Genomic DNA, 16,917 nt, shown 5'->3' with positions numbered 1-16,917 from the left:
GATGAGTCTGAGAGCACGCCACGCCCGGCGTCTGGCCAGTCTGCTGACCGCCCGCACCGGCGCCTACGTGCTGGTGCGCTACGACCGGTCAGCCGCTCGGTACCAGGTGCAATGGAGCGGCGGTCCTGATCGCGAGGCCATGCGCGAGCTGGCCGCCGAATACACCGAGGAGGTCGCCGAACTTGAGCTGGCCGAGCTGATCTGGCTGCGCAGCAGCGGCTGAGGCAAGGCGTAGTCCGCTTCCCGCCGCCGTGGGAGGTTCCCGATGATCGTGCTCAGTCTGGAGATCGGCAGCGACGCGCACCGGCTGCCCGCCGTGCGCGCCGCGGTGGACCCGGTGCTGCGCCGCCTGTTCCCGCCCGCCGAGGCCGAGCAACTGGGCCAGGCGGTGCGGGAGGCGGTGGCCAACGCCATCCAGCACGGCAACGCCGCCGACCCGCGCGCCGCGGTCGGCATCACCCTGGCCCTGGCCGAGGACGAGCTGTTGATCCAGGTCAGCGACCAGGGCTCGGGTTTCGTGCCCGCGGCCACCGCCAGTCCCGATTGCCCACCCGCGTTGTTGCGCCCGCACGGCGGCGGCCTGACGTTGATCCTGGCCGCGGTCACCGGCCTGGACGTCACCCGCTCCAGCGGCCGGTTCCTGCTCACCCTGCGCGCGGCCTTACCGGCCCCGCAGTCCGACGCCGCCTGAGTCAGCCGGGCGGGTCGAGCTGGGCGGTGACCGCCGCCCGGATCTCGGCCCGCAACGTCGCCCGGTCCCGCCCACCCAGGCCGGTCCACTCACCCTCCACCGCGAGGACCTGCGCCAAGGGGGCCGCCAGCACCGCCTCGTCGTACCCGGTCGCCCGGCAGATCCAGTCCACCGCGTGCAGCAGCTGCTCCTCGGTGGCCAGCCCGTCCGCACAGGCCCTGGCCAGCGCGGTGAACACCACCCGCGCCGCCGCGCCCAGCTCCGGTTCCGGTTCCGGCGCCCCGGCCTCGGCCAGGGCCCAGGGCAGCACCGCACGGACCTCGTCCAGGTCCTGGCCGCTCATTCCGGCCAGCAACCGCAGGTCAGTGCCGTCGAGGTCCTCGGTGAGCCAGTGCGCCGCCCACAGCGGCGTGCGTTCCGGCGGCGCGATGCTCAGCCGCAGGCCCGCTGCCGCCAGCTCCGGTGTCGGGGTTTCCTGGAACAGTGGCATCATCGCCGCGCCGCCAGATCGGGTCCCTTGACCAGCTCGCCCAGCCATCCCGGCACGGCGTCGGCCCACTCCGCCAGTGATTCCGCGTCGGCTTCCAGGAGGGCGCGTTCCCAGGCCAGTGACCGGCTGATCGCGCCGACCTTGGTGGTCAGCGCGAGGGTGCGGTGCAGTTCGGCCGGGGTGCCCAGATCCGACCACGGCTCCAGGTAGGCATCCCGCAACCGCAGGATCTCCGGGGCGCCCTGGTCCAGGTCGAACTTGCGGGCGGCCACTCGCAGTGAGACCAGCAACGTGGTGAAGGGGTGCGCGATGCTGGCATCACCCCAGTCGAAGAACCGGTACCGGCCCTGCGCGTCGACCAGGACGTTGGCGTCGTGCAGGTCGTCGTGCTGCAGCCCCAGCGGCACCGGTGATCCGGCCAGCTCAGCGCACCAGTCCAGGAACCGCGGCCGCGCCGCGGCGACCTCGGGCAGTTCGTGCTCGCCGAGCAGCCGGTCCAGGTGGGCGGTCAGCGTGGCGGGGGAGAGGTCGGGCACGCCCAGCCCCAGGAAGTCCGCGGTGTGCGGCGCCAGCTCCCGTTGCAGCACCGCGTACTCGCCCAGCAACCGCTCCCAGGCCGCGAGCCCGTCCTGCCCTGACTCCCGCAACGTCGTCCCACCGTCGGGCAGCAACGCCCAGCCCCGCTCGACATCCACCACCAGCGGCGTGATCACCCGGTCGGGGGCCAGCGAGCCGAGCACGCGCAGCAACCCCGCCTCGTACAGCAGCCCCGGCCCGTTGGCCTTGAACCACACCGGACCCGTCGTGGTGGGCACGGTGGCCACCGTGGACCACGGCCGTTCCCGGACCCGTTCGATCTCGCCGGTGCGCACCCGGCCGGCCAGGTTCGCCTCGATCCACGACACGGCCTGCGGCCACCACCGGGGTTCGCTCATGCCGGGCACCGTAGAGGAACTAGTACTCCCAGTTCATCCCAGTTCCCTGGTACTCCTCTACCGGGATGGACTCCGCGTCGGTGCGCATCCGCTCCGGGTAGAGCACCCCATGGAGGTGATCGACCTCGTGTGCGATCAGCCGCGCCACCCCGTGGCTGAAGATCGTGATCCGCCGAGCCCCGGAGAGTTCCTGGTGCTCCACGTGCAGGGCCAGGGGCCGGGTCACCAGGCCGCGGACGTCGAAAAAGCTCAGGCAGCCCTCGTACTGCTCGTCGGTCTGGTCGCCGATCTCGATGATGCGCGGGTTGAGCAGCATGATCAGGTCCTCGCTGCCCGGCGGCAGCACGAGGGCGGCGGCGCGGTCGATGCCGAGCTGGTTGGCGGCCAGGCCCATGCCCTTGCCGAAGGTGTGCGCGCGGCAGATCCGCTTGGCCGCAGTGCGCAACTCGTGCAGCACCCGGCGGGCGTCTTCAGCCTCATCGGGCAGCACGAAGGGGCGGGCCGGGCGGTGTAACAACGGGTCGTCGCGTTGCAGCACACCCAGGGCCTGCATGACCTCGCTGGGGCGTTGCTGGCGGGCTTCCGCGGCGATGCGGGCGGCGGCCCGGAAATGCCATTCGAGGCGGTAGCGGGCATGTAAAGGAGGGTCCTCGGTGGCCCAGGAGTACACCCGGCGGCCCTGCTCGCGGCGCTCGTCGATGGCGGTGCGGAAGGGCATCGCCTCGGCGGTCATCGAGGTGTGCAGCCCCCACACGGTGGGCTCCAGCTCGGCCGGGAAGTCCAGCCGCATCGACAGGCGTTTGGTGGGCAGCCGGACCGCGCGGCGGAACCACGGCCCCCACTTCTCCGCGCGCACGGAGTAGGTGTACTCGATCCAGGTGCTCTGCCCCGGATAGAGCGGGAAGTGGCCGCTGTCGTTGGCGAAGAGCAGCCAGACTTCCTTGAAGGCGTCCCGGTCGTGCTGGGCCACCCAGTGCATCGGCTCGGCCCTGCCCTCGCCCCACCAGGCGGACAGTGCCAGCTCGTTCCAGGTCAGCGGGTTGTCCCGGTAGAGCCGGTTGGACTGCTCGGGGTTGTCCGGGTAGCGGTCCACCGCGATCCGGATCAGGTAGCGGGTGATCGGCTCGGTGCCGGAGTTGACCAGCTTGCGGCGCATGGTCGCCCGGTAGGAGTGGCCGTCGAAGTGCAGTTCGGCGTCATCGTGCTCGACCAGCAGGCTGGATCCGGTGGCCGCCTCCACCCCGATCTCGGGGCTGGGCTGGATCAGCCGGATCGCCACCGGCCGGTTGGTGTCGTAGTCCCGCCAGGCCCGCCGCAGCGCCCCGGCCGCGCGCAACGCCTCGTCGGCGGCCTTGGCGAACTCCCGGGAGGGACGCTCGTGCGCGCTCTCCACCTTCGAGACATAGGATCGGCTGTAGCCCATGGCGTTGGCCAGCGCCGTGCGGGAGAGTCCGCGCACGTCACGCCACCGCCGCAGCTCGGCGATGAACGCATCCAGATGCGCGACATCCTCGCCCGCGGGCTCCTCGTCAGACACCATGCCGCCGCCTCCACCGCCGAGGCGTGAGTCGGCGTGAGAGGCGCGTGAGTCCACGCACATCTTCCGCTAGCCGCTCACCACTGGTCTGCTCTAACCACAGATAGCACACAAGCGACCGCGCGGAGTGTTCGGGAGGTCTTCCGTTATGGAACTTGTCCAGAGGGTGCTTCGCGCGGTTCCCACCGGAATGAGCACCATGAGCCACCGAGCCCGCAGTGCCCGACGGCTGGCCACTCTGCTCTCGGCGCGCTCGGGGGTGTCGGTCTCGGTGCGCTACGACCGGGAGCTGCGCCGCTATCGAGTGGTCTGGGCCAGCGGCCCCGACCAGGCGCAGATGCAGACCTTTGCCGTCACCAGCGTGGCCGCGGTGCCCGACTTCACCGTCGGCGAGCTGTTCTGGCATCGAACTCCCGCGTAGGCGCCACAAGCCACTACGCGGGGAAGCCGCCCCGGTGGCGGCGGGTTTTCCGGGCCTGCAACCCGGCCGCCACCGGTTCGGCAACCATCCCTGCCCTGATCCCGTATCCCTGCGGGAGCCCTCCGAGCTGTCTGCCGGGACAGCTCAGGCGACCACCAGCCGGTCGAGCAACGCCGCCAGCTCGACCGGCTTGGTGGCCATCGGCCAGTGCCCGGTCGCGATCTCCGCGCGCACCCAGTCCCGCCCGTAGTGCGGCAGCTCGTGCGCCGGACCGTCACCCGTGCAGTGCACGAAGACCCGCGGCACCGGTGAGCTGTCGGGGGTGGCCAGCTTGATCACCTCGCGGTGGGTGGCGATCGGCACCCCGTGGGCGTGCGTGCGCAGCCAGCCCAGGTGCTGCCCGGTCAGCCCGTGCTCGCCGTAGTACAGGTCCAGCGTTTCGTCGCTGATGAACGGGATCCGCCACCCGTCACCCTCGGCGTCGGCCATGGCCTGCATGATCTCCTCCACGCCCGGGATCAGGTCGAACAGCCGCTTGCCGTGCTCCGGGGTCACCCCGGCCACGTAGATCACCTTGGCCAGCCGCTCGGGGATGCGGTCGGCGACCACGGTGACCACCGAGCCGGCGTAGCTGTGCCCGACCAGCACCACATCGGTGAGTTCCTCGGCCTCGATCGCCGCGATCACGTCCTGGACGTGGTCGGACAGGTCGGTCTCCGGGGTGCCCAGGTGGGCGCGGTCACCGAAACCGGTCAGCGTCAGCGGGTAGACCTGGTGTCCGGCCGCGCGCAGTTCCGGGGTGACCGCCCGCCACGCCCAGGCGCCGATCCAGGCCCCGCCCACCAGCACGATGTTCGCCATTGTGATCTCCCAGCTTCGTTGTTCCGGTTGTTTCCGCTGGTGAGAACGCTAGAATCAAATCCGGACAGATTCCGCCCGGATTAACTGTGAGAGTGGCCCGTGTCACACCCGACCACCCGGATCCTGGCGCTGCTGGAACTGCTCCAGGCCCACCACCGGCTCACCGGCGCCGACCTCGCCCAGCGCCTGGACGTCGATGAACGCACCATCCGCCGCTACGCCACCCGCCTGGCCGAACTCGGCATCCCGGTGCAGGCCGAACGCGGCCGCTACGGCGGCTACCGGCTGCTGCCCGGCTACAAACTCCCGCCGCTGATGTTCACCGACGAGGAAGCCGTCGCCGTGATCCTCGGCCTCCTGGCCGGGGCCCGGCTGGGGCTGGCCACCACCGCACCCGCGGTGGACACCGCCCTGGCCAAGATCCAGCGCGTGCTGCCCGCCCAGCTGCGCGAGCGCACCGCCGCCGTCCGCGAGGCCCTGGACTTCACCCTGGCCCCGCGCCAGGCCCAGGCCCCCGGCACCGGCACCCTGCTCGTGCTGGGCGAGGCCACCAGCCGGCGCCGCCCCGTCCGCCTGACCTACCGCTCCTACCAGGGCCAGGACAGCGAACGCGAACTCGACCCCTACGGCCTGGTCTTCCACCACGGCCGCTGGTACGTCACCGGGTACGACCACCACCGCGCCGACCTGCGCACCTTCCGGCTGGACCGCATCGGCGAGGTCACCATCACCGAGCACACCTTCACCCCGCCCGCGGAGTTCAACCCGGTCCAGCACGTCACCCAGTCCCTGGCCGGCGTGCCCTACGCGTGGGAGGTCCAGGTCACCCTGCACACCACCCTGGACGAAGCCCGCAAACGCATCCCGGCCAGCACCGCCACCCTGACCGACACCGCCGACGGCGTGCTGCTGCGCACCCGCGCCGAACGCCTGGACGGGATGGCGATGATGCTGGCCGGACTCGGCTGGAACTTCCGCATCCACCACCCGGCGGAGCTGAAGGAGGAGGTCAGGGCGCACGCGGCGCGGCTGGTGGCGGCCAGCGAGCACTGAGCCAGCCCGGCCCCGGCGAGGGAAGTCGGGGGGTAGCTTCCCACGCCGGGGCACCGGCTTCCGGTCGGAGTAACGCCCGACCGCCAGGTTCGTCGTTCGGCGCAGCGTGAGCGTTACACCACGGAGCGAGAAATCCGGTCCGGAAGTACGCACACTTGACCCTCACGCGACGTGAGGCCACAGGCTCGGAGTCGTCAACGAAAGGAGTGGGGAAGGTTGAGTTACTCGGTCGGCCAGGTCTCCCGGTTCGCCGGCGTCACGGTGCGCACGCTGCACCACTACGACGAGATCGGCCTGCTCAGCCCGAGCGGCCGCACCCTGGCCGGCTACCGCCGCTACGAACAGGAGGACCTGGATCGCCTCCAGCAAATCCTGTTCTACCGCGAACTCGGCTTCCCCCTGGACGAGATCTCGACCCTGCTGGATGACCCGACGGTCAACGCGCGGGAACACCTGCGCCGTCAGCACGCGCTGCTGAGCGACCGGATCGAACGCCTCCAGCAGATGGTCAAGGCCGTCGAACACACGATGGAGGCACGAGCCATGGGAACAAACCTGACCCCCGAGGAGCAGTTCGAGGTCTTCGGCGCCTGGCGCCCCGCCCCCGGCTACCCCGAACGAGCCGAATCCCGCTGGGGCCACACCCAGCAGTGGCAGGAGGGCATGCCCAAAGCCGCGGCCATGACCAAGGAGGAGTGGGTCGCCGACCAGCAGCGCGTCGCCGACTGGGTCACCGACCTGGAAACCCTCCTGGACAGCGGCGCCGCACCCGACAGCACCGCCGCACTGGCCCTGGCCGAACGGCACCGGGACATGCTGAAGAAGTTCTTCGACTGCTCCTACCCGATCCAGGTCAGCATCGCCGAAAGCTACGTCACCGACCCGGAACAGTTCGCCTTCCTGGTCCGCCCAGAACGCCAGCGCCCCGGCATGGCCGAGTTCATCCGCGACGCGGTCAAGGCCAACGCCACCAACGCCGGCTAGCACCAGCCGCCGAGCCGGACCCACACCGGGGAGGGCCGGCCCGGCGCAGGCCGGTCCCGACCTGGTCAGTCCCGAACCGGGCGGCCCCGGCGGTCAACTGCCCGCCGATTCAGTCCGCCGCCAGCCAGTCCGCGATCAGGTGATGCCCGATCGAGTCCACCCGGAACGCCGCCGGATCCGCCGCCACCCGCGCCCGGATCTCCGCCGCACTGAACCACCGGGCCTCGATCAGCTCGTTCTCATCCACCAAGATCGCCTCATCCACCGCGGTGGCCTGAAACCCCACCATCAACCCAGCCGGGAACGGCCAGGCCTGTGAGGCCAGATAACGCACCGGCCCCACCACGACCCCGGCCTCCTCGGCGACCTCCCGACGGACCGCGTCCTCCAGACTCTCGCCGATCTCCACAAACCCGGCCAAGGTCGAGAACGCCCCCTCCGCCGCGCCCCGGTGCCGCCCCAACAGGCAGCGCCGGGGCGCATCCGGCGCCGTGACCAGCACAATCACCGCAGGCTCAAGCCGAGGAAACAACAACCGCCCACACCCACCCGAGCCACAAACCCGCAGATGCCCACCCTCCCGAACCTCAGTTCCGTGCCCACAGGCGCCGCAGAACCGCTGGGTCCGATGCCAGTGCAGGATGCCCTTGGCGTAGGCGAGCAGCGCGGACTCGCTCGCGGACAACACCGGGAAGAGCGCCCGAACATCCACAACGGCCTCCGCCCCACTCAGCCGCAGTGCCTCCGCTTCGTCCACATCGGACAGATCAACCGCGAACCGCCCGCAATCCCCATCCAGTGCGAGGAAAACCAGCTCCCGCCCGCCCAGGGGCTCAACCCCATTCCGTCCACTGTGGCCAACGGACTCAGCATCACCCCGGCCCTCGCGACCCCCGCTCCCGCCGTTCCGAGCCACGCCGTCCGGGCCACGGCCCTCGTGTGCCGCACCGTTGCCCGCGGCACCCGCGTGCCCGCCCCCATCGCCGCCCACCACCCGACCGCCCACCACACCCAGCAGCCCAGCCTCGCCCACCTGTCTGGCTTCGCCTGGTTGTCCTGCCCTACCCAGGTGCCCGGTCTCACCTGCCTGCCCGGCTCCACCCAGGCGCCCAGCTCCCCCCAAGTGCCCCACCGCCGCGGGCAGTGCCACCGGCACCCCATCCCGCACCAGGCACCGATCCCGCCACAGCGGCAGCACCGTCGACCCCGCCCGCTCCCGCACCTCCGCCAGCCAATCCGGATCGCCGCGGTGCCTGCCCGCGCGGTCCAGCGAGAGTCCGTTGTAGGCGATGGCCAGGTCAGACACGAGATGGCTCCAGGCGTTCGTGGGCGGTGACGGGGCCAACTCCACAGTCCGCGACCGCGACCGTCAAGATGATTAGGTGCCAGCCAGCGACCGCCCGAGACAACCCACCGGCCACGGCCACGGGCATGGTCACGGCCCCGCCGAACCGGTCTCCCGCCGCGTCCGCACCCTGCTCACGATCCTGCTCGCCCCGCTGGCGCTGGCCGCGGTGCTCGGCGGCATCCTGCTCTACCCCTTCGGCAGCCAGCAGGCCACCGGCGGCGAACTGGGCCTCAACCGCACCCCCGTGCACGCCGAGGTCAAAGCAGTCGCCCAGCAAGCCTGCGCCACCGGCGGCCAGGGCGAGAACTGCCAGGTCGTCACCGTCGCCCTCACCGACGGCCCCGGTGCGGGCGCCACCGTGCGCGTCCCGGTGCCACTGGGTCCCAGCGCACCGAAGTTCACCATCGGCGACGCCGTGGTGCTGGCCTTCTCCGGCGAGGGCAACCCCCGCGACGGCGCCGCCTACGAACTCGTCGACTTCCAGCGCGGCCTGCCCCTCGGCGTGCTCGCCGCGATCTTCGCCGTGGCCGTGCTCATCCTGGCCCGCTGGCGCGGCCTGGCCGCCCTGGGCGCCCTCGCGCTGAGCTTCCTGGTCCTGATGTACTTCATGCTCCCGGCCATCCTCGCCGGCAAGAGCCCACTGGCCGTGGCCGTGGTCGGCGCCGGGATCATCATGTTCGCCGCCCTGTACCTGACCCACGGCTTCAGCGCCCGGACCTCGACCGCTGTCCTGGGCACCCTGGTCAGCCTGGTCCTCATCGGCCTGTTGGGCGCCTCTTTCGTCGGCCTGACCCACCTGACCGGCCTGGACGAGGAATCCACCAACCTGATCACCCTGCTCGGCCGCCCCGTGGACACCCGAGGCCTGCTCCTGGCCGGCATCATCATCGGCGCCCTGGGCGTACTCGACGACGTCACCGTCACCCAGGCCAGCGCCGTCTGGGAACTCCGCCGCGCCAACCCCAGCCTCAACTGGCGCAAGCTCTACGCCGCCGGCCTGCGCATCGGCCGCGACCACGCAGGCTCCGCCGTCAACACCCTGTTCATGGCCTACGCGGGCGCCGCCCTGCCCATGCTCATCACCTTCTCCGTCTCCGGCCGCACCTTCACCGAAATCGCCACCACCCAAACCCTCGCCCAGGAAATCGTCCGCACCCTCATCGGCAGCATCGGCCTGGTAGCCGCGGTCCCGGTCACCACCCTGCTCGCCGCCCTGGTCGCCGTCCGCGAACCCGTCGACACCCCGCAGGACCCCGACCACACCCAGGACCGCGACAACATCCCGGAGTCCACTCCAGACCCCGATCCCCTCCATCAAGCTCCCGGCCACAGCCACAGCACGGGCGCCAGCCACGGCCTTGGACTCGGCACTGGCACGGGTCCCAACCTCGGCCCCGGCGCTGGCCCCGGCGTTGGCACGGGTCCCGGCCCCGGCGTTGGCACGGGCGCTGGCACGGGTCCCAGCCCCGGTTCTGGCTCTGGCACTGGTCCCGGCTCTGGTCCCGGTCCCGCCACCGGCATTGGCACCCAGCCCCGCCAGCCACAACCATCGGCCACCGGCACCCACCCACGCCTTCCCGGCCAGCCGGGCCCCGGCACGAGTCACCTACCGCCGCCGACCACGACCGGCCAGCACCCGCGACCGACTTCCCCCGCCACGGGCACCCAACCGAGGCTGCCATCACCAACCGCCTCAGATCCGAGGATCCGGCCCACCACCCCCGGCAACCCTGCACCCCCTGGCCTGGCTCCACCGCCTGCCCCGACGGTGCCCGGCCCAGTACACCCCAGCGAACGCTCCCACCCGGCCCTCAACCCCGCCTCGGGCCGCTGGCCCGCCCCCGCCCACCCGCACAACCCACCCAACAGCCCCAACCCCGCTCCAGCACCCAACCTCAGTCGCGGCCCGGCCCCCACCCCGGGCACCGGCCAGTGGCCAGTCCCCGAGTGGACCGCCCCCGACCAGCCGCGACCACCCCACCCCGCCCCACCCCCCGGCGAGCCGCCCTACCCCACACGCGAACAGCGGCGATTCCCACCGTCACCCTCGCAACAGTGGGAATCGCCGCCCGCCGACCACCCGGAGCCGGAGCACCCGACCCCGCCACGCCGGTCCCGACACCGGCGCGACTGATCAGGCCCTGCCCGGCCTCACTCCCGGCACCGCTTGTTCTTGTTGATGCAGTTGACCACCCGGTTCATGATCGACTGCGACATCACGTTGGCGAAGTCGTCGTGGTCGGAGAAGGGGTTGTGCTTCTCCTCCGGGAAGGAGTCCACCGCGAACCGGCGCTGCTGCTGGATGTCCTGCGGGATGTTGTAGGTCAGGGAGATCCGCAGCTGCGGCACCGCGCGCGTACCCCGCGGGCAGCGCCCGGAGCCGGCATCGGGGAACAGGATGTGGTCGCGGTGGTTCTTGCTGTCGATGTTCTGGCCGTCCCAGCAGCTCGGGAAGTCGTGCACCCGCTTGATCTTGCTGCCCTGTGGGCAGATCGGATACTTGTTGAGCAGCCGGTCCTCGAAGCCGGTGCAGGTCCAGGAGGCGCGGGCGTTCTTGGTGCCGTTGGTGGAGACCTTCGCGTCGCCGTAGAGGATGCGCAGGAAGCGGGGCATCGCCGAGACCTTGCCGGTGGGGCTGCCGCGGAAGGTCAGGTCCACCACCTCCGGCCGCTGGATCTCCCCGCCGTTTCCGGGCAACTCGTTGTTGCCGTCGGCGTCGAGCAGGCTGGCCTTGGGTGACTCGAAGACCTCGGCGTTGTCCTGCTTGACCTCGCACTGGGCCAGCCCGTCCAGCTCCGGCTGCTGACCGTTGCGCGCGGCCTCCTGCTTGATCCCGTCGATGGCCTGCTCGCGCTGCTGCGCCAGCGGGGCGAGCACTTCCTGCTGGACCTGGCCCTGGTTGGCCGCGTCCACGCCGCGGAACTTCTCGTTGGCCTCCTCGACCTGCCCGTCGAGCTGGTCCAGCCGCGCTTCCACCGCGGGCTGGGACTCATCCGGCACGTCCTCCAGCTTGCTGGCCACGTCCGGGCACGTCACCACATCGGCCTTGGCCTGCTGGGTGTTGTTGCCGCCGCCACGCTGGCCCTTCTGGTTCTGCGCGTCGTCGTCACGGTCGATGCGCACCACCGGCCAGAAGTAGGTCGACTTGTCGCCGTTCTTGCAGGTCGTGCCTGCTCGTTTCAGGCTCTCATTCGTCGAGTCCGCATTCGTGGAAAGGTTTCCAACATAGTCGTGCAGGTGCTGGGCGCCGTTGCGCACGCCAGGCTGGGCGATGAAGTTGTCCGGATTGAAGTGCCCGTTCTCGTTGCGGCCGCAGTTGACCGTGAACGTGCCTTTTGTCGCGTCGTTCTCCCCTCGGGGGGTGCGTACGTTCGGTCTGACCTTTCGGATGTCGACGTACTGGTCTTCCGGCCCCTGCCCGTCAGCCAGCGCCGAGCCCGGCTGCACCGAGGAGGTGATCACGGCGACCACTCCGGCGAGCAGCGTCATCGTGATGCACGCGGCGAGGAAAGCGGCCCGTCGGGACGGGAGTCTGTGCAAGGCCATGCGAGGTCACCTCACAGGTCAAGGTGCATGAAAAACATGCGTGTGCATAACTTCGCCGGGATTCCAAGGCACCCGTGAACCCGACATGGGAAATACGGGTCGGAACCTGCGAAAGCTCACCTCGTTGCCTCGCGTTATCAAACCGTTATTTCGCGTGTACTCCTTCCTCGGCTGCCACCAGCCGCGACTCCGACACCCACCGCCGCAGCGGCAGGATGGTCACCAGCATCAGCACCGCGCACCCGGCGAAGACCGCCTGTGCGGGCACCAGCACCGCCAGCACCCCGCCCAGCGCCGCGCCGATCGGCGAGCTGCCGTAATTGATCATCCGGAACGCGCCGCCCACCCGGCCCAGCTCGGCCCGGACCACCGTGCGCTGCCGGACCGACATCGACACCGCCTGCCACATCCCGCCCAGCACACTCGCCAGCGTCATCACCGCACCCAGCGCCCAGCCCTGCAGCACCAGCGGCGCGGCGAAGTACACCGCCCAGCCCACCCGGGTGAGCTGCAACAGCCGGGCCCGGCCCCACCACCGCTCACACCGCCCGGACAGCAACGACCCCACCGCGGCACCCACCCCGGTCGCCCCGAGCAACAGCCCGTATCCGGTCTCGCTCAGCCCCAGCGGACCACGCGCGAACCCGAGGAACGGGATCAGGAACGCCGCGTAGGCCGCCATCGCCGTGCCGCTGACACCGAAGAGCGCCAACAGGATCGGCTGTCGCAACACCGGCCGGAACCCGGACCGCAGCCCAGGCCTGCTCCGCGTCACCGGCGCCGCGGGCAACGCGATCCCGCGTAACAACCACGCCGCCGCCAGACAGGCCACGCCCGCCGCCACCGCGGGCAACCCGATCGCCAGACTCGCCGCCACGCCGGCCACCACCGGCCCCAAAGCCTGCTGCGACAACCGGGTCGCCACCGACATCGCGCCATTGGCGCCGGTCAGCTTGTCCGGAGGAACCAGCTCCGGAATGGTCACCTCGGCGGCGGTGTCGGACAACAACTGCAGACACACGACGAGGAAGACCGAGACCACCAGCACCGGTACCGGCGAGATGCCGGTGCTGAGCAACAACCCGGTTAATAGCAATACCAGACCACGGCCCAGTTGGGCCAATCGGAGCAGTCGGCCGCGATCGGTGGAGTCCACCAGCACGCCGCCGGGCACCGCGAACAGCAGCCAGGGCAGGCTGGCCGCCGTGCTCACCGCGGCCACCGCCAGCGGCGATCCGGTGGTGGTCTCCGCGATCAGCGTGCCCGCCACGATCACCACCCCGGTCGCGGAGTCCGACAACGCCGTGGTGCCGAGCAGGCGCTGGAAGGAAGTGATCGGCATGACCCGAGCCTGCCACGTGGCAAGCCCAGGTCAGAGCGATTAAGGGGTCAACGCGGGGGCAGCGGCAAGGGCAGCGCGGGCAGCCCGTCGATGCTGGTGCCGTTGGTCGGCACCCGCTCACAGTAGGTGGCGAAATCGGCGTCCGCACGCCGTCCGAAGTAGTCCGCGTGCAGGGTGCGCTCGGCCCGGAAATCCAGCAGTGGCACCGCGAATCCGCAACTGTCGCTGACCCGCCGCACCGCCACCAGGATCACCGCGCGCAGCCCCGGCCCGTCCGCCTCGCCGAAACCCGCCACCAGCTCGGCGAAACGCGGGTCGTCGCGGAAGACCGGCTCGCCGGCGCCGTGCACCCGCAGCACCATCGGCGGACCGCTGAAAGCGCACCACATCAGCGTGATCCGGCCGTTCTCCCGCAGGTGCGCGATGGTCTCGGCGTGACTGCCGCCGAAGTCCAGGAAGGCCACCGTGTGCTGATCCAGCACCCGCAGCGTCCCGGCCCGGCCCCGTGGCGAGAGGTTGACGTGCCCCGAGCCGGCCAGCGGCGCCGTGGCCACGAAGAACAGTGGTTGCTCGGTGATGAAGCGCCGTAGCTTCGCGTCGAGTCCGTCGTAGTTCCGCCCCATGATCGGCAGTCTCGGCGCTGCCGCTGGCAATCCGCTGACGCCGCTTGCCGACCGGCCCGGCCACCCTCTAGCATTGTGATATCACTTTTTCCTGGGGAGGAACCTCGCATGGCGCACATCCTCTGTCTCGCCCCCGGTGCGGCGGGACACGTCAACCCCCTGCTCGGCGTGGTCAGCGAACTGAGCGCGCGCGGGCACCGGATCACCTTCGCCACCACCAAGGACTACGCCGCCAGGGTCGCCGACGCAGGCGCGGAACCGGTGGTCTACCAGTCCGTCATCGAGGAGTCCTGGGCCGATGAGGACCCGCCGGACTTCACCGGCGAGGAGATCATCCGGCTGATGGGGATGGGGGTCGCCGAGACCGAGACCCAGTTGCCGGTGCTGGAACAGGCGCTGGCCGGTGACGAACCCGATCTGGTGCTCTACGACGGCATGCAGCTGATGCGCTGGGTAGGACCGTTCCTGGGGGACCGCTGGGGCGTGCCCACGGTGCAGAGCTGCCCGTCGCTGGTCAGCAACCAGCACTGGTCGATGACCGACGAGCACGTCGAGTTCGACCCGGCGCACCCCGGTTTCGCCGAGGTGCTCGCCAGGCTCGGCGCCCTTGCCGCACAACGGAAAGCCAGCTTCGACTTCGGCGGCCTGTTCGACGACTCGCTCAGCGCGCGAAACCTGGTCTTCCTGCCCAGGGAGTTCCAGCCCGCGGGGGAGACCTTCGACCAGCGCTACCACTTCGTCGGCCCGTGCCTGAGTCAGCGCTCCTTCCAGGGCGAGTGGGAACCGCCGAACTCGGTGCGCCCCAGGGTGTTCATCTCCCTGGGCACCGCCTACAACCGGCAGCCGGAGTTCTTCCGCACCTGCATGGACGCCTTCGACGGACTGCCGATCCACGTCGTGCTGGCCATCGGCGACCAGGTCGACCGCGCCGCCCTCGGCCCCGCGCCCACGCACGTCGAAGTTCACCGGTTCGTGCCACAACTGTCCGTGCTCGAACAGGTCGACCTGTTCGTCACGCACGCGGGCATGGGCAGCACGATGGAGGGACTCCACCTGGGAGTACCGCTACTGGCGGTGCCGCAGATGGCCGAACAGCGGGTCAACGCCGACCGGATCGAGGCACTCGGACTGGGGCGTCAGCTCGCGCCCGGCGAGGTCACCGCGGAGAGCCTGCTCGCGGCCGCACTGGCCGTGCTCGGTGACGGTGCGATGGCCAAACGTGTTGCGGCGTACCGTAAGCGCTCGCAGGCCGCGGGTGGTGCGCCGGTGGCCGCGGACGTGGTGGAGGAACTGCTGTGACCGAACTGGTCGGGGAGCTGGTGCGGGACTGGGTGCACGGCTGGGCGCGCTGCCGCGAGGTCGCGCCGCCGGTGGCCGTGCCCGAGGGGTGGCGGCTGCGCGTGGACCGGCCTGGGCAGCTGGTCCGCCACGTCCTGCCCGGCTTCGACCCGGTGAGACTGCGGGAGCTGGCCGCCGGACTGACCACAGTGGACACCTGGCTGAAAGTTTGCGGACCACCCGATCAGGTCACGTCCTGCCTGTCCGGGCAGTGGTCGGTGGGCGCGCCGGAGTTCCTGATGAGCCTGGACCTCGCGCCGGAGCCCGCGCCGGAGACCTCCTATCCGGTGGAGATCGCCGAGGGTGCGCACGTGGTCGACGTGCGGCTGCGCGCGCCGGACGGCTCGGTCGCGGCCAGTGGGCGGATCGGGCTGGCCGGCACGGCCGTCGTGGTCGACCAGGTCGAGACCGCGCCAGCGCACCGGCGCCGCGGCCTGGGCCGGGTGGTCATGGCCAGCCTGGGCGCACAGGCCCTGGCCAGGGGCGCGCACCGGGCCGTGCTGGTGGCCACCACGGACGGCCAGGGCCTCTACCACGCCCTCGGCTGGACCACCCAGTCCTCGGTCACCGCCGCCCGCCGCATCGCCTGACCTGCGCATTTGCCAGTCGAAGTGACCAGGACTACATTCAACCTAGCGGTTAATTAACGAGGCGGTTGAATACATGACTGGCAACGCGAACCCCGATACCGAGGACCAGCTCAGTGTGGTGTTCGCGGCGCTGTCCGACCCCACCCGCCGGGCCATCCTGGCCCGGTTGGCCGACGGGGAGGCCACGGTCAACCAGATCGCCGAACCGTTCGCGATGAGCCTGCCCGCGATCTCCAAGCACCTCAAGGTGCTCGAGCGCGCGGGACTGATCACCCGCGGACGCGAGGCCCAGTGGCGGCCCTGCCGGTTGGACGCACGTCCGCTGGCCGGGGCCACCGACTGGCTGGAGCGGTACCGGAAGTTCTGGTCCGACAGCTTCGACCGCCTCGACGACCACCTGCGCCGGCTGCAGGAGCAGGCGCCCCGGCAACAGAAAGGACAGGACGATGACTGAGGTAGCAGTCGCCAGGGAGTTCACCCTCACCCGCGTGTTCCACGCTCCGCGCGAGCTGGTGTACCGCTCCTGGACCGACCCGGACGAGGCCACCCACTGGTGGGGCCCACACGGGTTCACCACCCCGCGCGCCACCATGTCCTTCGACGTCCGCCCCGGCGGCGAATGGCAGGCGTGCATGGTCGAGGACGCCACGGGCAAGCAGTTCCTCAGCAGCGGTGTCTACCGCGAGGTCGTGCCCAACGAGAAGCTCGTGTTCAGCTGGGGCGAGCAGGGCGACGCCGACGAGGACAAGCCCGTGATCACCATCGAGTTCAACGACCTGGGCGAGCGCACCGAGATGGTCTTCCACCAGGTCGGCCTGCTCCCGGAGGACGCCCTACTGGAAATGGAGGACGGCTGGAGCCAGTGCATCGAACGCAGCATGACCCACCTGACCCGCTGACCCGACCACCCAATCCCCACCACCGACACCGCCACGCTCCACCCCGGAACAACAGGTCCCAGCACAACCCGCACCCGCTGCACCGGCAACCACCGCCACCCGGCTGACCACCGGCACCGCAGCTCGATGGTGACAGCGATCCACCGCCCGGATCGCCGCCGATGCCCCATCCGGCGCCCACACCATCGACCACCCCAGCACATTTCCCGGGCCAGTCGCGACCAGCACCCACCGCGCGGCCGCTCAGGGAAGACCCGCT

The 16,917-nt window shown here is 70.7% G+C and carries 18 protein-coding genes; 10 read left to right on the top strand and 8 right to left on the bottom strand.

Annotated features, from left to right (window positions below):
• Position 1 precedes the first annotated feature (1 nt).
• A complete protein-coding gene (locus tag HNR67_RS27600) occupies positions 2–223 on the top strand; it encodes a hypothetical protein (protein ID WP_185005125.1) in 222 nt (73 codons plus the stop codon).
• A gap of 42 nt (positions 224–265) precedes the next feature.
• Positions 266–691, top strand: coding sequence for an ATP-binding protein (locus tag HNR67_RS27595; protein WP_185005124.1), 426 nt, complete (start codon positions 266–268; stop codon positions 689–691).
• 1 nt (position 692) lies between these two features.
• Here HNR67_RS27595 and HNR67_RS27590 read toward each other — a convergent pair whose 3' ends face one another.
• The 3 genes from HNR67_RS27590 to HNR67_RS27580 are packed head-to-tail and all read right to left on the bottom strand — an operon-like array spanning position 693 to position 3,656.
• Positions 693–1,184, bottom strand: coding sequence for a hypothetical protein (locus tag HNR67_RS27590; protein ID WP_185005123.1), 492 nt, complete (start codon positions 1,182–1,184; stop codon positions 693–695).
• Complete coding sequence (locus HNR67_RS27585; protein WP_185005122.1) at positions 1,181–2,116, bottom strand: aminoglycoside phosphotransferase family protein; 936 nt, start codon at positions 2,114–2,116, stop codon at positions 1,181–1,183. Before HNR67_RS27585 ends, HNR67_RS27590 begins: the two co-directional genes overlap by 4 nt.
• A gap of 19 nt (positions 2,117–2,135) precedes the next feature.
• Positions 2,136–3,656 (bottom strand): peptide deformylase, encoded by a 1,521-nt coding sequence (locus HNR67_RS27580; protein ID WP_185005121.1) that lies wholly within the window; start codon positions 3,654–3,656, stop codon positions 2,136–2,138.
• 196 nt (positions 3,657–3,852) lie between these two features.
• Between HNR67_RS27580 and HNR67_RS27575 the strand changes: the two genes are divergently transcribed.
• The gene (locus tag HNR67_RS27575) at positions 3,853–4,074 is read left to right on the top strand and encodes a hypothetical protein (protein WP_185005120.1); all 222 of its coding nucleotides are present in this window, start codon (positions 3,853–3,855) and stop codon (positions 4,072–4,074) included.
• A gap of 144 nt (positions 4,075–4,218) precedes the next feature.
• On the opposite strand, the gene HNR67_RS27570 is transcribed toward HNR67_RS27575, so the two are convergent.
• Positions 4,219–4,935, bottom strand: a complete 717-nt coding sequence (locus HNR67_RS27570) for an alpha/beta fold hydrolase (protein ID WP_185005119.1) — start codon at positions 4,933–4,935, stop codon at positions 4,219–4,221.
• 99 nt (positions 4,936–5,034) lie between these two features.
• On the opposite strand from HNR67_RS27570, the gene HNR67_RS27565 reads away from it, so the two are divergent.
• A complete protein-coding gene (locus HNR67_RS27565; RefSeq protein ID WP_185005118.1) occupies positions 5,035–5,988 on the top strand; it encodes a helix-turn-helix transcriptional regulator in 954 nt (317 codons plus the stop codon).
• A gap of 216 nt (positions 5,989–6,204) precedes the next feature.
• Positions 6,205–6,972, top strand: coding sequence for a MerR family transcriptional regulator (locus HNR67_RS27560; RefSeq protein ID WP_185005117.1), 768 nt, complete (start codon positions 6,205–6,207; stop codon positions 6,970–6,972).
• Between the two features lie 109 nt (positions 6,973–7,081).
• Here the strand turns inward: HNR67_RS27560 and nudC are convergent, their stop codons facing one another.
• Positions 7,082–8,278: an NAD(+) diphosphatase gene (gene nudC / locus HNR67_RS27555; protein ID WP_221490072.1), complete on the bottom strand. Its 1,197-nt coding sequence runs from the start codon at positions 8,276–8,278 to the stop codon at positions 7,082–7,084.
• A 76-nt stretch (positions 8,279–8,354) separates the two neighbouring features.
• Between nudC and HNR67_RS46390 the strand changes: the two genes are divergently transcribed.
• Entirely contained in the window at positions 8,355–10,454 is a 2,100-nt protein-coding gene (locus HNR67_RS46390; RefSeq protein ID WP_185005116.1) for a YibE/F family protein, read from the top strand.
• 17 nt (positions 10,455–10,471) lie between these two features.
• On the opposite strand, the gene HNR67_RS27545 is transcribed toward HNR67_RS46390, so the two are convergent.
• The 3 genes from HNR67_RS27545 to HNR67_RS27535 form a co-directional block, all read right to left on the bottom strand.
• A complete protein-coding gene (locus HNR67_RS27545) occupies positions 10,472–11,866 on the bottom strand; it encodes a DUF1996 domain-containing protein (protein WP_185005115.1) in 1,395 nt (464 codons plus the stop codon).
• A 145-nt stretch (positions 11,867–12,011) separates the two neighbouring features.
• Positions 12,012–13,208, bottom strand: a complete 1,197-nt coding sequence (locus HNR67_RS27540) for an MFS transporter (protein ID WP_185005114.1) — start codon at positions 13,206–13,208, stop codon at positions 12,012–12,014.
• A gap of 47 nt (positions 13,209–13,255) precedes the next feature.
• The gene (locus tag HNR67_RS27535) at positions 13,256–13,831 is read right to left on the bottom strand and encodes a pyridoxamine 5'-phosphate oxidase family protein (protein ID WP_185005113.1); all 576 of its coding nucleotides are present in this window, start codon (positions 13,829–13,831) and stop codon (positions 13,256–13,258) included.
• A 108-nt stretch (positions 13,832–13,939) separates the two neighbouring features.
• Between HNR67_RS27535 and HNR67_RS27530 the strand changes: the two genes are divergently transcribed.
• From HNR67_RS27530 to HNR67_RS27515, 4 genes are all read left to right on the top strand, one after another.
• Positions 13,940–15,130 (top strand): macrolide family glycosyltransferase, encoded by a 1,191-nt coding sequence (locus HNR67_RS27530; RefSeq protein ID WP_185005112.1) that lies wholly within the window; start codon positions 13,940–13,942, stop codon positions 15,128–15,130.
• Positions 15,127–15,759, top strand: coding sequence for a GNAT family N-acetyltransferase (locus tag HNR67_RS27525; RefSeq protein ID WP_185005111.1), 633 nt, complete (start codon positions 15,127–15,129; stop codon positions 15,757–15,759). Before HNR67_RS27530 ends, HNR67_RS27525 begins: the two co-directional genes overlap by 4 nt.
• A 115-nt stretch (positions 15,760–15,874) precedes the next feature.
• On the top strand, positions 15,875–16,213 hold the full coding sequence (locus HNR67_RS27520) for an ArsR/SmtB family transcription factor (protein WP_407645188.1): 339 nt from the start codon (positions 15,875–15,877) through the stop codon (positions 16,211–16,213).
• The gene (locus tag HNR67_RS27515) at positions 16,206–16,658 is read left to right on the top strand and encodes an SRPBCC family protein (RefSeq protein WP_185005109.1); all 453 of its coding nucleotides are present in this window, start codon (positions 16,206–16,208) and stop codon (positions 16,656–16,658) included. Before HNR67_RS27520 ends, HNR67_RS27515 begins: the two co-directional genes overlap by 8 nt.
• The last annotated feature ends 259 nt before the right edge of the window (positions 16,659–16,917 follow it).

The organism is Crossiella cryophila (assembly GCF_014204915.1).
Classification (GTDB): domain Bacteria; phylum Actinomycetota; class Actinomycetes; order Mycobacteriales; family Pseudonocardiaceae; genus Crossiella; species Crossiella cryophila.
The sequence above is the reverse complement of the archived record's forward strand: the minus strand, read 5'-3'. Positions and strand labels throughout refer to the sequence as shown.